The organism is Neobacillus terrisolis, from assembly GCF_051233475.1.
In the GTDB taxonomy this organism is placed as follows: Bacteria; Bacillota; Bacilli; order Bacillales; family Cytobacillaceae; genus Bacillus_BU.
The window spans coordinates 1-14,356 of the sequence record NZ_JBKFGH010000036.1 but is presented as its reverse complement, the minus strand read 5'-3'; the positions used below and the strand labels follow the sequence as shown (position 1 = coordinate 14,356).

The window sequence follows — 14,356 nt, the reverse complement described above, 5'->3', positions numbered from 1 at the left end:
TTTTCTCTATTTGTCATAATTGAACTAGTATTTTTAAACTATATCAATTATTGGTTGGGATTGGGGTTCGATAATAATGAAGACCTATTTAACTATATTTTACGCTATTGTTTGCATTATTTTTATCGGAGCAAGCCATTATTACTGGAGCGAAAAGACTACTGTGCTTCAGGCAGCAGAGCAAAATAATGACGACTTAACGAAAGCTGATTCTCAAAAAGAAGTTATCGACGAGCTTCTTCCTTTAGCCGGTAATTGGCCAGAAAATAGTGTTGAAAGGTTTAAACAAACACTAACACAAAATCAACCATTCAAAATTGTCATCGCCGGATCGTCTGCTCTAGGAGGAGAAACTGGCTGGGCTGCTCAAACAAAAAGTAGATTACTTGAAGCATTCGGCGCTGATCATCTTACTGTTGAAATCAAGGAATATGACTTGACCTCTGCTGAATTTATTGAAGAGGAAAAGCATGTTGAACTTGCTTCTTTGAAGGCTGACATGGTGTTATTGGAGCCTTTTATATTAAAAAGCAATGGGGAAGTTGGTATTGAGGACACGTTGTCTAATTTGTCGGTAACAATTGATACAATTAGGGAAGCTTCACCTAAGGCTGAAATTATATTACAACCCTCCTACCCTATTTTTCAAGCCAGCATTTATCCTGCTCAAGTTAATAAGTTGAAAAATTACGCAACAGAAAAACAACTTACCTATTTAGATCATTGGAGTTTATGGCCTGACCCGAATACCGAGGATATTAAATCCTATTTATTACCTGACCAAAGCGCACCTAACGAAGAAGGACATAAGGTTTGGTGTGAGTATGTTAGTGCTTATTTAATTAAAAAGTAGTACATAATGGCGGTTACTCCATTTTTTGAGGAGTAACCGTTTTTTTGTTGACAAAAAACCACTTTCAACCCTGGAAATAATTTGGTTCCTTCTACAAATTTCCTGGGCAATTTTACAATTATTGTCGGGAGTGGCATACATGTTTGTTTGTTTTTGTCTATTTTGTGACAGTTTTTATATTTATTAAATCGAACGCTCACATGTGGGTGTTTTTTAATAATTTAAAGGTTTTTGATACTAGTTTTACATTTTTATAGACGGAAAATAGCAAAATCTGTAGAGAAAAGTGCATTTTCAGAATTCGGCATTACTTTTTCAAAAAGTTATGGTTATGTTACCCGGGAATCAAATGGCAGGCGCGCTTTCCTGAAGGAATATGACCGTGGAGAGCTTTGAGGAACTGGCTCATTTATATGAACCAATGATTTATAAGATTATGCATACACTGCATATTTACAGGAACAAGGAGGAATTTTTCCAATTGGGGCTTGTTGGGTTGTGGGAGGCACGGTTGCGATTTAATCCTGCAAAAGGTGAGTTTAAAAATTATGCGTATACGTACATTAAAGGGTTATTTTTAACAGAGCTTACAAAAGCCAAACGGTTAGCGGACCGTTCGGTTTATCCGAAGGATGAGTTTTGGGAATCCATCAGCGGCCCATACTCTGGTCAGCCTTTTGAAGTGGAGTTATTGGATTTTATTTTAATAGATTTGACCGATCAGCAAAGGAACTGGCTTTTAAATACTTGTATAAAGGGGCTGAGTGTAAGGGAAATCGCAGAGCTTGAAAAGGTATCGATTTCCACAGTTAAGATGTGGAGGAAAGGGGCGAGGGAAAAGCTAAAGATGTACTTTAAGTAGACACTTTCTTAATCCTGTCAAAAAACTGTTCTTTTCGAAATATTCATGAACCTCTATAATATTGATGTGAGGGAGAAGTCGTTTGTTCGGTTCTCCCTCAATTTTGTATAGATGTGAGTGATATACATATGGCAAGAAGAATACCATTATCTAGAATCTATGTAACAGTCGTCTCGTTAACGGGTATTGGCTTATTTTTTGTTATGCAGCAATTTGATTTCCGTGACTCTATTCATTCTGCTAGTACCTTTGCATTTCTGTTTGCAATTTTGATTCTCAGCCATTTCATGTTTACAATACCTCCTTACGAGAAAAATATTTCACTGGACTCAGCTGTATTTTTAGCTATTTTATTTTTATATGGGCCACTCCTTTCTTTGAATGTCCTGTTTTTGCATTCGATTATTTTTGGAATTTGGAAAACGAAGATTGTTTGGTGGAAGCATGTATTTAATTTTGCTTCTTACACCTTTATGATTATCTTTTCTTTCCATATTTTCATCCTGTTCGGTGGTGAGATTGGAAAGATTGGTTCAGCAAATTTACTCCCTTATGTTCTAGCGTTAAGTGGATATTTCTTGGTTAATATCGTTCTCACGTTTATTTATTTCTGCCTATTAAATAAAGAAAATAGCCGAGCGATTTTTGACGGTTTTACAATGGATAAAACGTTCTTAATCAGCTATTCTTATACTCTTTTATTTTCGCTTGTATTGGGTATATTAATTGGTAATGAAGGGTTATTCGGTTTATTTTTGTTTGTTTGTATTGCCATGCTGCTGTCAATAGCATTCAATCAGAACTTTCAACTTTTCCAGGATGTTTCAACGAAAGCTAGATTGGATTACCTGACCGGATTAAATAATCATGGTAGCTTTAAAGAAATTTTGGAAAAAGAGATTTCTAATGCTAAAAATAAAAATCAACCGTTAAGCTTGGCGCTCATGGATCTTGATGATTTCAAAAAGTTTAATGACTTATATGGGCACATCAAAGGAGACCAATTGCTGAATACATTTGGGAAAATAATCGATTCCTATGCTGTGGCGAAGCAATTTATTTCTGCTCGTTATGGCGGTGAGGAATTTGCGATTTTGATGCCGGGTGCCAATAGTCAGGAGGCATATCATTTTATTAATCTAGTTAGGAAACGAGTCAATGATACCTATGTTGAAGGGGTTGAAGTGCTTCCCTACGGCTGTCTATCCTTTTCAGCCGGAATTGCGGAGCTCGAAAAGGATACTTATAATAGTTCCGAGCTGTTGAATAAAGCAGACCAAGCGATGTATATGTCTAAGGCACATGGGAAAAACATGGTTCAGATATTTGAAGAGAGATTAGCGAAAACTTCTTTTCTTATTGAGGAGGAGCTCGAGCGCGCCGATCAGCGATTATCGTTGTTTCTATCAAAGGATGTTCAAACTTACCGGCACAGCAAACGTGTCTGCCAATATGCGATTGATTTTTCTAGAAAGCTTAATTTAAGTGAGCATGAACGAAATATTTTGGCCCTTGGTGCGTTAGTACATGATATCGGAAAGTTAGAAATACCGAAGTACCTTTTATTAAAAAAAGATAAGCTCGAACCTGAAGAATGGGCATTAGTTAAGAATCATGTGTCGTTCGGGAAAGAGATTATTGCTACCAACAAGAACTGGATGAATGTTTTACCTTTAGTAGAGCTTCACCACGAGCGGTTTGACGGGGGCGGTTACCCTTTCGGGTTAAAGGACGAAAATATTCCGAAGCTGGCCCGGATATTGTGTATCATTGATTCGTTCGATGCGATGACGACGGAGCGGCCATATCAAAAAACAAAGACAATTGATGAGGCAATCGATGAATTACGAGCTTGCTCAGGCAAGCAATTCGACCCAAGATTCGTCGAAGCCTTCATCGAAATGATCCAAGAACAACAAGAGATTATAACTGGAGCAGAATACATAATTTAACGCGTCACAGTGGTGGGGGACTGTCCCCCACTCCTTTAAAGCAGTAAATTGTGGTGGTATTTTGTGGTTCGGTGGTGGTCTGTGGCCAATTGCATATGTTTGATGTTCATTTTTTAGAGGAGTAAAATATAGGTGTAAGGTATTACAATTGCATAGGAAAGGAGGAATCTAGAATGGCCGGTCTTTTACCTCGACGGAAAAATCGCGATTTGGGTGAGATGTGGGATTCTTTCAACGATTTCTTCAACGATAATTTCCTTGCATCTGTCCGAGGTGACATTCATCAATTCAGAACCGACATCAAAGAAACGGGAGATCAATATGTCATTGAGGCTGAAATGCCTGGTTTTGAAAAGGAAGCCATCAACGTGGAATATGAAAACAACTATTTAACCATTTCAGCTAAACGGGAAGCTAGTAGCAAAGACGAAAAAGAAAACTACATCCGCCAGGAAAGACATTATGGCGAATTTGTACGTCGTTTCTTTGTTGAGGACATTGATGACAAAACAATAGAAGCTACGTTCAATAATGGCGTCTTAACGCTAAAATGCCCTAAGCTAATGATTTCAAACCCTGACCGGAAGCGGATTGAAATTCATTAAGATATTGGGCTAGTAAAATGGGCCGTACACGCTTAATGATTTTTACTACAACACTACATGCGAGACGAATGACCGCATTCAGAGTTTTATTTGATCTGAATGCGGTCTTTTTTACATAAAAAGCCATGTTATTATGACTAAACTCACATACAAATTCTATCTGATAATTTAAACTATTAAAAAACTGGGAATTAGGTGAATAGATTGATAGATTTGAAAGAGCTAACTGGTGCCGACTTATTAATTGAGTCACTAGCTTCACAAGGAGTAAAAAATGTATTTGGATGTCAAAGTGATGGCTTGCTTCCTTTTCATCATGTAATTTCGGGACATTCATTTTTCAAATATGTACAATTGAAGCACGAGCAGGCTGCCGTTCATGCTGCTGACGGTTATGCACGTGCAACTGGGAAGCCTGGCGTTGTTCTATTAAGCTCTGCAGCAGGAATAACGAATGGCGTGACAGGAATTGCAACAGCTCATAGTGATTCCGTTCCTATTGTGGTGATAACAGGACAATACCATTTTAATAAAATCAGCGGCGAGTCCCCGGACGATCTAAATCTTGTAGGTGTAAATGTCCCGATTACTAAGCATATCTTTACCGTGTTAAGTGTCAATGAACTTCAAGCGGTTATAAACCAGGCCTTTTTTGTCGCAACCGAAGGAAGACCTGGCCCTGTTGTTATTGAACTATCTAAAGAAGTTCTTAATAGCCGGTCGTTTTCAAATTTGATGGCGATGCCTTATCCTGAACCCAAGCCTGTTAAAAACTTTAATGAAAAAACTTTTGAAAAAGCAGTTGAATACATAGAAAGTGCAAGAAAACCTGTATTTTTTATTGGTGGAGGCACAATAATTTCCGGTGCAGCTCAAGTGTTAAGAGAAATTGTTGAGAAAGCTGGTATACCTGTAGTGAGCTCTTTAATGGGGCTTGGTGCAATGAGGGTGTCTGACCCATTGCACTTAGGTATGCTGGGCATGCATGGTACCTTTGCCTCAAACAAAGCAGTTCATCGCTGCGACCTTTTGGTATCGATTGGGGTACGGTTTAGTGACAGGGTAACTGGGAAAATTAGCGGATTTTCTCCAAAATCGAAAAAAGTCCATGTGGATATTGATCCCGCAGAAATCAATAAAATCATCCAGGTCGATTTACCTATCGTCAGTGATGCAAAGGAGTTTCTAAATTATTTAAATGAAAAGCTAGACTTCGGCTTAGTCAGAGAAAACATCAAGGATTGGGTTAGCGAGACTTCTGTTATGAAACGAACGGTCCCTCTTTTTGATAAGTCGAATAGTATTTTAAGACCCCAAAACGTGATTAAAATGCTCGATGAGTTTTCCGGAGAAGATACAGTTGTTGTTACCGATGTTGGACAGCATCAAATTTGGACGGCTAACAATTATAATTTTACCAAACCTAGAACGTTGGTAACCTCCGGTGGATTAGGGACGATGGGCTATGGACTTCCGGCTGCGATTGGTGCTGCTGTTGGGAGCCCGATGAAGGATGTTATTTGTGTTTCAGGTGACGGCAGTTTTCAAATGAATCTGCAGGAAATGATTACTGCTGTACAATACCAATTGCCAATTAAGATTGCGATTATGAACAATGGCTATTTGGGTATGGTTAGGCAGTGGCAGGAAATGTTTTATGAACGCCGGTATTCCTCAGTAAAAATGACTTCTCCGGACTTTGTGAAGCTGGCAGCAGCTTATGGAATCAAAGGGTTTAAAGCAAGTACCGAGGAAGAGGCAAGAGAAATGATTGCAAAAGCATTTCTTGAGGATGGGCCGGTTTTGATGGAATTTAATGTAGTGGAAGAAGAAAATGTGTATCCGATTGTACCACCGAACCATAGCAACGACCAGCTTATTTTATCACGTTAAAGCAGCGGGGGACTGTCCCCCGCTGCTTTAGTGTGTTGAAGGGGTTCTTAGTTTGATGGCGGTGATTAGGTTTTGGTCGGTGATTTTATTGGTATGGTTGAGGTCGGCCAGGGTTCGCGCGAGTCGGATAATTTTAATTTGGACACGATTACTCCAGTTTCTTTTAATGGATATTTCTTGAAGGTATTGTAATTGGCTGTGACTCATTGGATGGTCCTTGATTAATGTCTCAAAAGGAACACGGTTATTGTTGATTTCTTCACCATATCGTTGGTATTGCCGCTCTCTTGCATCTGTTACTTTTTTTCGAATTTGACTGGATGTTTCTTGATTATCTGTTAGTGAGCTGCTTAGTTCAACAGGTTGCAGATTGAGGAAAATATCAAAGCGGTTTCTGATTGGACCTGAAAGTTTGTTTTGATAAGAAAAAATCTCCTTTTTTGAACAGGAGCAGTAGCGGGAGTTTGAACCTGAATAGCCACAGGGACATGGATTCATTGCACCGACAAGTATAAAGGAGGCCGGATATGAGACAGTCGATCGGACCCGACAAATCGTTACCACTCCACTTTCCAACGGCTGCCGAAGCATTTCTAGCGTCTTTTTCGTGAACTCAGCCATTTCATCAAGGAATAGAATCCCTCGATGAGCTAGTGAAATTTCACCCGGCTTCGGATTCTGCCCTCCGCCAATAATGGAGACACCTGAGGCTGAATGGTGGGGGCTCCGATAAGGTGGATAATGATAATCTGGGATTGGTGCCCCAGCTAATTGATAGATGCTAATCATTTCTAGTTTGGCTTTAGTGCTTAATGGTGGCAGGATCGAAGGGAAGCTTTCTGCGAGTAGACTTTTTCCGCACCCTGGAGGGCAGGTCATTAATAGATGATGCCCTCCTGCCCCTGCGACTTCTAAAGCAAATTTAGCGTAACTATGACCGATGATTTTTTGGAAGTCTAGGTGGGATTGTTTGGGAGGCTCTTGGCCTTTGGGTTTGTCAGGGATAATAAACTGGGCGGGCTGACCTGAGATATGTTGAATAACCTCAGTTAATGAAGACACGTAAATGATCTTTATTTTTTCAAAATGAAGGAAAGGCAGATTTTCGTCGTAAGGGATATATATTTGGTTGATGCCAAGTTTTTGTGCCGCTATGACGGCTGGCAGCATTCCGTTGGCTGGCTGGATCGTACCATCAAGTGATAACGCACCAATGAAAGCGGTTTGATCTGTTAATGAAGCAGGGATGAGATTTAAAGTTTGTAATATTCCAATTGCGATAGGAAGATCGAACAAAGGACCATTTTTCCTGAGCTCAGAGGGCGAGAGGTTTATCATGATTTTTTGCCCGATTAAGGAATAACCAGCCGAATGGAGAGCAGCAGCGACACGTCTTTTCGATTCGCGGACAGAAGCATCTGGGAGGCCTACGATTGTAATTGATTCTAGCCCCTGCTGGATCTGGACTTCAACATGGATCCGGTATCCTTCCAGCCCTTTTAGGCCAATGCTTGTGATGGTTGTTGTCATATGCCTTCATCCCCTAGTTCATCTTCTCTCTCCACAAATTCACGATAGGTTTCATGGGGAGGTTCGGGAAAATAAGAGAAGGTTTTAGTGCGGTCGATGTGAGGGTTGTCGGTGAGGTTAATATAAGAGGCATAGCTGCTCCATAGATAGTCTTCGGGTTTGGTTACTATATTGGCTTCAACTGGATTTAAGTGAATGTAGCGACTGACGGTAAGGAAATATTGATCGGATAGGATGATTTTTGAACCGTAGCGGCCTTGAAAGACGTGACCATCGATGTCTAATTTTTTGTTGAGATAAATGGCGTAAAGTGAATGGGCCGTTTTCATTATCTCAGGTATGTAGTTTGCGGGGGTCTCAAGCTGAAGATGAAGATGATTGGGCATTAGGCAGTAGGAATGAAGAGTAAATGGATACTTTTCGCGGACGTCTTCGAATATTTCTAAATACTTTAAGTTGTCTTGGGGTTCATGGAAGATTAATGCACGTTTATTGCCGCGAGCGTAAATGTGATGGGCATGTCCCGGATACCACGGGCGGGGTTTTCTTGACATGAGGGGTCCTCCTTATATGGGTTTGTTTGAGGGGTGACGAGGGTAACGGGGCGGCTAATCAAGTTTGAAAATGGAAGGTTAATTACCGTTATCATAATTCATCCACCTTAAATCAGTCAATATTAGTGTGTGTTGGTAGGATCAGAGTTTAATACGTTAAAGCAGTGGGGGACTGTCCCCCACCGCTTTAATGTGGTGAAGCGGTTTTGTTTTGCTATTTTGCTACGTAGGTGGCTAGTGCTTTTTGGACGTCGAAGATACTTTTGTCTTTTTTGAATTGTTTTAGGATAGGTTCTTCCCAGCCGGTAATCCATATTTTAAGTTCTGCATCAAGGTCAAAGGTTCCCGCTGTTTCGACGCTAAAGTGGGTAATGCTTTTATAAGGGATTGAATGGTATTCTACCTTCTTCCCTGTCATTCCTTGTTTATCTATTAAGATCATTCTTAAATTGGTAAACACCAATAAGTCACGAATAAGTTTATAGGCCTTTTCAACATGCTCATTATCTGTAACAATTTTTTGCAGTTCTTTTTCTACTTCTTCAACCTCTACTTCAGAAACGTTTCCGATAAAACCATCTAGTAGTCCCATAGTAATTTTCTCCTTCACAAAATAATCTTATCTCTTATTTTTTCTTTATTTCTTTTTTATTTACCTTTTTTTATTGAAATATTTTTTAACTACATTAAAAAAAAGATCTTACTCATACTAACTATGGGGTGAAGATATTGAATTTAATATGGCTTTTTCCATTTATATTATTAAGTAGTACGGTAGAGGTACCGGCAGATAATTTATCAATCAGCCAAAATGGCGAGACGATCGCCGTGGTAAACCGGTCTGATTTTTTTCTGCCTGTTTCTCTGTTTCCTTTTTTTAATGAAAAAGGTTTGGATCAACTTGAAGACCAGGTGAATCAACAAATCAAAAAAGAGCCTGTTAATGCTAGGCTTGATCGCGGCGGCAATATCATATCCGAAAAACCGGGTGTTTCGTTAGACCGAAGAGAATTTACAGAACAGTTTTATCGCTACTTGTATGGTAAAGGACCAGCAACAGTTGAAGTTCCGGTTCAACGAATTATTCCTCGAGTAGACAGTGAATTGATATCAGATATAAGGACAGAGGTTATTGGCCATTATGTTACCTTTTATAATTCTCACAATCAAGAACGGTCTCATAATATTTCCCTAGCGACTGCTGCCATTAATAATTTTGTTGTGTTTCCGGGAGAAAGCTTTTCTTTTAACCGAGTGGTTGGTAAACGGACTAAAGAGAAGGGCTATATGTCTGCGCCAATTATTGTGAAAGGCGAGCTCTCAGAGGGGATCGGCGGTGGAATCTGCCAGGTATCGTCTACATTGTATAATGCAGTGGATCAATCCGGGCTGGATGTCTTGGAACGCTATTCGCATAGTAAAAGGGTTCCCTATGTCCCAGAGGGTCGTGATGCAACGGTCAGCTGGTACGGACCTGATTTTACTTTTCGTAACAAATACAATCAACCGATTCTGATTCGGGCCCACGCTGGTGAAGGGAAAATGGTCGTTTTGATTCTTTCTTCAGACCGCATTAATTATATCCCGCGGAAAATCCGGCGAATGATAGGCGAATTACCAGAAGAAACACCTGCTCCTTCATAATAAGAGCAGGTGTTTTTAATACTTTAGTGCAGCGGGGGACAGTCCCCCGGCGCGGTGCTGGTGTGACGCTTTACTTTGTCGGGGGACTGTCCCCCACTGCTTTAATGCTGTGGTGGGATGAGTTTTTCTAGTTGGGCTGGAGGGAGTGGTTTTGAGATGTAGTAGCCTTGGACTTCATCGATTCCTTGGTTTTGAAGGAAGGCTAATTCATCCGCTGTCTCCACACCTTCGGCAACTACTTGTATACCCAGGCCCTGCCCTAATTGGATAATTGCTTGGACGATGGCTGCCCGTTGTTTATGAAGATGGACCCGCTCAATAAATGAGCGATCAATCTTAAGTGTGTGTAATGGAAACTGCTTCAAGTATTTGAAGGAAGAATATCCGGTTCCAAAGTGATCAAGAGCAATATGTATTCCCATTTCCTTCAGCCTAGAAACTCCAAAATGGACAACTTCATTTTCTTCCATTAACGTTCCTTCCGGAATTTCAATTTCAAGCCAATTCGGGTCTAAATCATTTTCAGCTAAGATCTCACTTACCTTATCTGGGAAATTCGTTTGTTGAAACTGTAAAGCAGAGACGTTCACTGCTATTCGGAACGGGGCGAAACCTGAAGCCTCCCATGCTTTGGCCTGGCGGCATGCTTCTCGTAACACCCATTCACCGAGCGGAACAATTAACCCGGTTGCTTCAGCCATCGGGATAAAATCACCCGGAGAAATTTCACCCTTTTGCGAATGATTCCAGCGTAATAATGCTTCTACTCCCCTTATTGTATGAATATCGGCATCAAATTTTGGCTGATAGACTAGAAAAAACTCCTGATTTTCTATAGCTCTCGAAAAATCATTTTCAAATTCAAACAGCTTTTTGCTGTGTGAACTGTATGCAGAATTAAATATTTTGTATTGGTTTCCTCCCAATCGCTTTGCATGAAACATTGCATTATCGGCAGCTTGGATGAGCCCCTTGTAACTGTCACCATGCTCTGGAAAGAGTGCTATCCCAATGCTTACCTTTGATTGAATAGAGCTCCCTTCGATTCCAAAAGGTTCAACAAAACTTGTAATTATGTCATCGGCAATGGCGATTACTTCCTCAATGGATTCAAAAAATTGAACAATGACGGTAAACTCATCTCCACCCAATCTTGATATGAAGCCCCGCTCCTTTATGACCTCCTTAAATCGACAACTTGTCATCTGCAGCAGCTTGTCCCCAGCCAAATGTCCTAAATTATCATTAACCATTTTGAGCCGATCAAGATCTAGGTACAAAAGAGCAGCACGTTTATGTTTACTGCCAGCTTCATCAATGAGACGATTAAATTCTTCGGTAAAATAATGGCGATTAGGCAGCCCGGTCAAGGAATCGTAATAGGCCATTTTTTGGATCGTATTCAAATGTTCCCGCTGCACGGTAATATCACGAACATAAGCAAATGCTCCCGTTATTTCCTCATCTAAATAAATGGGCATGATGCTGATTGCTATTGAAGCCTGTTGATTCTTCTTGCCAATCACTTTTGTTTCATAGCGAATAGACTGGCCCTGAAGGACCTTATCAAAAACATCCCATGCTTCCGGCCGTCCCTGTTCAAAAATAAAACCATTAAACGATTGGCCAATTATTTCGGACTTTTCATAACCGAATGCATCTTCACCGGCTTTGTTGACTTCGACGATCGTTCCTTTTTTGTCTAAAATTAACGCAATGTCCATATTAGCTTCAAATAATCGCCGATACAATTGCTCACTTTTTTTAAGCGAAATTTCTAAGTTCATCTTTTCGGTAACATCGATGACTGTTCCAAAAATGACCGGACGGCCGTTTAAGTTTCCTAGCTTTGAGCGGAATTCAAGCGACAATGTTGCGTTATTTTTTTGGCGAGAAGAGACTGTATAGTAATCTGGAACAAATTGATGATGAAATCGTTTTTGGGCATTACTACTTAATAATTTATTTGTTTCATCATCAAAAAGTTTAGCCTCCAGAAATCTTTTTCCGATAATATCCTTTTCCTTTACACCAACAATTTGGCAATATTTTTTATTCACATACTCAAAACCGTCTTTTCCATATACAAATCCACCAATCGGGGAATCATCTAAAATTTCCATTAATTGATTGTATTGTTGTAAAAAATGGTACCCTTCTTTACTTTTTTTATTTAAATACCGATAAACGATCAAATAAAAAATTGGTGCAGTAATGAACAGAAACGAAGTAAACACCAACAGTTCCTCTAAACCGTCAGAGAAGTTTTGACGATGAATCCATTCATCCACGAATTGATGATGAAGAATAAAACCTATAATATATGCTAAAATCATTTGCGCCAGTAGTTTTGGAACACTTAAAGATAACTGTGGGTTTTTCACATGGATGCTCCTTTAATCAAATCTGTATACGGTTTCTATGTAATTCTATATTATAGATGGTTTTTCACCGTGACAATGCAAAAATCCCGATTCACTTGTTAATGTGTAAGTTTTTGATAATATTTAGCATTTCACTAACTGGCATAGAAAAATCAAAAAAGACCCGACTTCTTTTTAGGCTTTTATACCTTAGAAGTCGGGACCTTTACCCTTATTAACTTGTTAACATGATAGTAAGTTATTTTTCTTTCGTTTTGTTCGCATCCTCTTTATTCAGCTTTCCCTGTTCTTTGGCGGCTTCGGCCTTGAGCTTAGCTTGTTCCTTTGCTGCCTCCGCAGCTTGCTTAGCTTCTTGTTTGGCTGCCTCCGCGGCTTGTTTTTCCTGTTCCTTTGCTACTTCAGCTTGTTTCTTTGCCTGATCCGCATGCCCTTTTGCGGTTTCGGAGCTTTGCTTTGCTTCGTCAACTGCTTGCTTTGCACCCTGTTTTGTTTGAGAACCTGCTTCTACTTGAACAGTTTGAGCGGAAATATCAAGTGAATCAGTTTCTGTTCCAGCACCTTCAGTCGCCTGATCACCAGTTTCCGTAACAGCCTGTTGGTCCCCAGAATCATCGGCCTCAACCTCAGCCTCATCATCAAGGTCGCCTTGATTTAATTTCAATGCTAACTTTTCTTTTTTAGCAGTGAGCTGTTCTAATTTTTTTGTATATTTTTCAGATACTTTCGTATTGCCATCCGCTTGAGCAGTTTCAATCTCCTGCTCAAGATATTCCATTTTTATTGTAAGGGCTGCTGTTTTTACTTGAGTCATCGTAACACCAAGTTCTTGCAACACTTCCCCGAAGTCTTTTTCACCAGCATTTATTAATGCAACGATTTCATCCGCTGTTTTGCCGCTAACCTCAGCTAAAGCGATCACTTTAGCGATTTCGCCATAGCCAAGCTCTTGTCCGCGCAAGGATTTAACAAGCTCAGCATCAAATCCGAGCACCACATTCGCAACAAGATAAGCTTCGTCCTGAATCTTTACAACTTCATCTACTAGATCCTCGCCAATTTGATCAGCAAGGTCTTCGTCGATATCCGTTGCCTCTTCTAATTGGTCTGCCAGCTCTTGCTTAGCTTCATCATCAATTTCCTCGTCTTCAATCACTTCAGTCACCGCATCTTGGGCTTCATCAAGTATTTCAGTATAATCAGTTATTGTCTCTTCCACTAATTCATCGGTTTCGACGTCCGTGGAGTCCTGTTCCGTGCCAACCGCTTCTTGGGCATCGGCATTCTCTTCGATTGTAAGAACCTCGGCTTCGGCTAAACGCTCATCAGCCAGTTCTAACAATAGAGCCGCTTCTGCTTCTGAATCTGTTGTTAACGCTAACTCGATTTCCTCAGCAAGCTGGTCCACTGGGTAAAGCCATTCATCTGGTGTAATACCCGCGGTGTCGCCTGCTTCTGAATTGGCACTAACAGAAGTTCCCATTGCAAAAACTAACGTTAGCGCAGCTGTACAAATCCTTCTTTTCATGATGTTATTACCTCCATAAAATAATTAACAAATTAAAATTCCTCAGGAGAACATAGATCCGAAGTTTTTAACAGCTAGCTCTTCGGCAACTGGCTGGCATAATCATTCGACTTTAGCCCCTATAGCTTTGCGTCCCTGAATTTCTCCAGGTTTGCCCTTTCGGATTTTAATTGTCACTTAAATTATAAGGAATAGAGATACTGTTTTAAAATAGTAATTTAGTCGGAAATTTTATCCAAATCGTGAATTTTAATAAATGTTTAAGATATGCCATATGCTGATTATTATTTTAGAGGTACGATAGGAATAGGCGAGGGTTTATTATTTTGACAAAACTTTCTTTTTTAAAAGCTTTGTTAAAGAACAATGTTGATTTTGAGCACGCTGTTGATTGGAGCGGAAGGTGCGAGACTCCTGCGGGAAAAGGTGTCACGAGAGATCCCACAGGCGCTGTGGCGCCGAGTTATCATGAACGAAACTAGCTCCTTACTCGTAAAATCGTAGGTTAATTTGGTAAGAATGTTTATTGTTGAAAAACAAAAAACCAAATTAGA

General features: G+C 40.0%; 11 protein-coding genes and 1 riboswitch. Of the genes, 6 read left to right on the top strand and 5 right to left on the bottom strand.

Annotation, left to right across the window (positions count from 1 at the left end):
- Positions 1-76: 76 nt before the first annotated feature.
- The 5 genes from ACI48O_RS19300 (at position 77) to ilvB (ending at position 6,165) form a co-directional block, all read left to right on the top strand.
- On the top strand, positions 77-853 hold the full coding sequence (locus tag ACI48O_RS19300) for an SGNH/GDSL hydrolase family protein (protein WP_435563481.1): 777 nt from the start codon (positions 77-79) through the stop codon (positions 851-853).
- Positions 854-1,229: 376 nt separating this feature from the next.
- A complete protein-coding gene (locus ACI48O_RS19295) occupies positions 1,230-1,715 on the top strand; it encodes a sigma-70 family RNA polymerase sigma factor (protein WP_435563480.1) in 486 nt (161 codons plus the stop codon).
- Positions 1,716-1,843: 128 nt separating this feature from the next.
- Positions 1,844-3,667, top strand: a complete 1,824-nt coding sequence (locus ACI48O_RS19290) for a diguanylate cyclase (RefSeq protein WP_435563479.1) — start codon at positions 1,844-1,846, stop codon at positions 3,665-3,667.
- 173 nt (positions 3,668-3,840) lie between these two features.
- Positions 3,841-4,272 carry an Hsp20/alpha crystallin family protein gene (locus ACI48O_RS19285; RefSeq protein ID WP_435563478.1) on the top strand — a complete coding sequence of 144 codons (432 nt, stop codon included), beginning with the start codon at positions 3,841-3,843 and terminating at the stop codon, positions 4,270-4,272.
- Positions 4,273-4,467: 195 nt separating this feature from the next.
- Positions 4,468-6,165, top strand: coding sequence for a biosynthetic-type acetolactate synthase large subunit (gene ilvB, locus ACI48O_RS19280; RefSeq protein ID WP_435563477.1), 1,698 nt, complete (start codon positions 4,468-4,470; stop codon positions 6,163-6,165).
- A gap of 27 nt (positions 6,166-6,192) precedes the next feature.
- On the opposite strand, the gene ACI48O_RS19275 is transcribed toward ilvB, so the two are convergent.
- The 3 genes from ACI48O_RS19275 to ACI48O_RS19265 all read right to left on the bottom strand — a co-directional run bounded on the left by ACI48O_RS19275 (position 6,193) and on the right by ACI48O_RS19265 (position 8,841).
- On the bottom strand, positions 6,193-7,695 hold the full coding sequence (locus tag ACI48O_RS19275) for a YifB family Mg chelatase-like AAA ATPase (RefSeq protein ID WP_435563476.1): 1,503 nt from the start codon (positions 7,693-7,695) through the stop codon (positions 6,193-6,195).
- Positions 7,692-8,249 carry a transposase gene (locus tag ACI48O_RS19270; protein ID WP_435563475.1) on the bottom strand — a complete coding sequence of 186 codons (558 nt, stop codon included), beginning with the start codon at positions 8,247-8,249 and terminating at the stop codon, positions 7,692-7,694. Before ACI48O_RS19270 ends, ACI48O_RS19275 begins: the two co-directional genes overlap by 4 nt.
- 214 nt (positions 8,250-8,463) lie before the next feature.
- Entirely contained in the window at positions 8,464-8,841 is a 378-nt protein-coding gene (locus ACI48O_RS19265; protein ID WP_435563474.1) for a PH domain-containing protein, read from the bottom strand.
- Positions 8,842-8,978: 137 nt separating this feature from the next.
- Between ACI48O_RS19265 and ACI48O_RS19260 the strand changes: the two genes are divergently transcribed.
- A complete protein-coding gene (locus ACI48O_RS19260) occupies positions 8,979-9,893 on the top strand; it encodes a VanW family protein (protein WP_435563473.1) in 915 nt (304 codons plus the stop codon).
- Positions 9,894-9,994: 101 nt separating this feature from the next.
- On the opposite strand, the gene ACI48O_RS19255 is transcribed toward ACI48O_RS19260, so the two are convergent.
- Positions 9,995-12,277: a sensor domain-containing protein gene (locus ACI48O_RS19255; protein WP_435563472.1), complete on the bottom strand. Its 2,283-nt coding sequence runs from the start codon at positions 12,275-12,277 to the stop codon at positions 9,995-9,997.
- Between the two features lie 238 nt (positions 12,278-12,515).
- Positions 12,516-13,802 carry a DUF5667 domain-containing protein gene (locus tag ACI48O_RS19250; protein WP_435563471.1) on the bottom strand — a complete coding sequence of 429 codons (1,287 nt, stop codon included), beginning with the start codon at positions 13,800-13,802 and terminating at the stop codon, positions 12,516-12,518.
- An 81-nt stretch (positions 13,803-13,883) separates the two neighbouring features.
- Positions 13,884-13,968: riboswitch (cyclic di-GMP riboswitch) on the bottom strand.
- Between the last annotated feature and the right edge of the window lie 388 nt (positions 13,969-14,356).

Coding starts and splice junctions, on each gene's coding strand:
- ACI48O_RS19300 (WP_435563481.1), top strand. CDS start 77: ATGAAGACCTATTTAACTATATTTTACGCTATTGTTTGCATTATTTTT.
- ACI48O_RS19250 (WP_435563471.1), bottom strand. CDS start 13,802: ATGAAAAGAAGGATTTGTACAGCTGCGCTAACGTTAGTTTTTGCAATG.
- ACI48O_RS19275 (WP_435563476.1), bottom strand. CDS start 7,695: ATGACAACAACCATCACAAGCATTGGCCTAAAAGGGCTGGAAGGATAC.
- ACI48O_RS19265 (WP_435563474.1), bottom strand. CDS start 8,841: ATGGGACTACTAGATGGTTTTATCGGAAACGTTTCTGAAGTAGAGGTT.
- ACI48O_RS19295 (WP_435563480.1), top strand. CDS start 1,230: ATGACCGTGGAGAGCTTTGAGGAACTGGCTCATTTATATGAACCAATG.
- ACI48O_RS19270 (WP_435563475.1), bottom strand. CDS start 8,249: ATGTCAAGAAAACCCCGCCCGTGGTATCCGGGACATGCCCATCACATT.
- ACI48O_RS19285 (WP_435563478.1), top strand. CDS start 3,841: ATGGCCGGTCTTTTACCTCGACGGAAAAATCGCGATTTGGGTGAGATG.
- ACI48O_RS19290 (WP_435563479.1), top strand. CDS start 1,844: ATGGCAAGAAGAATACCATTATCTAGAATCTATGTAACAGTCGTCTCG.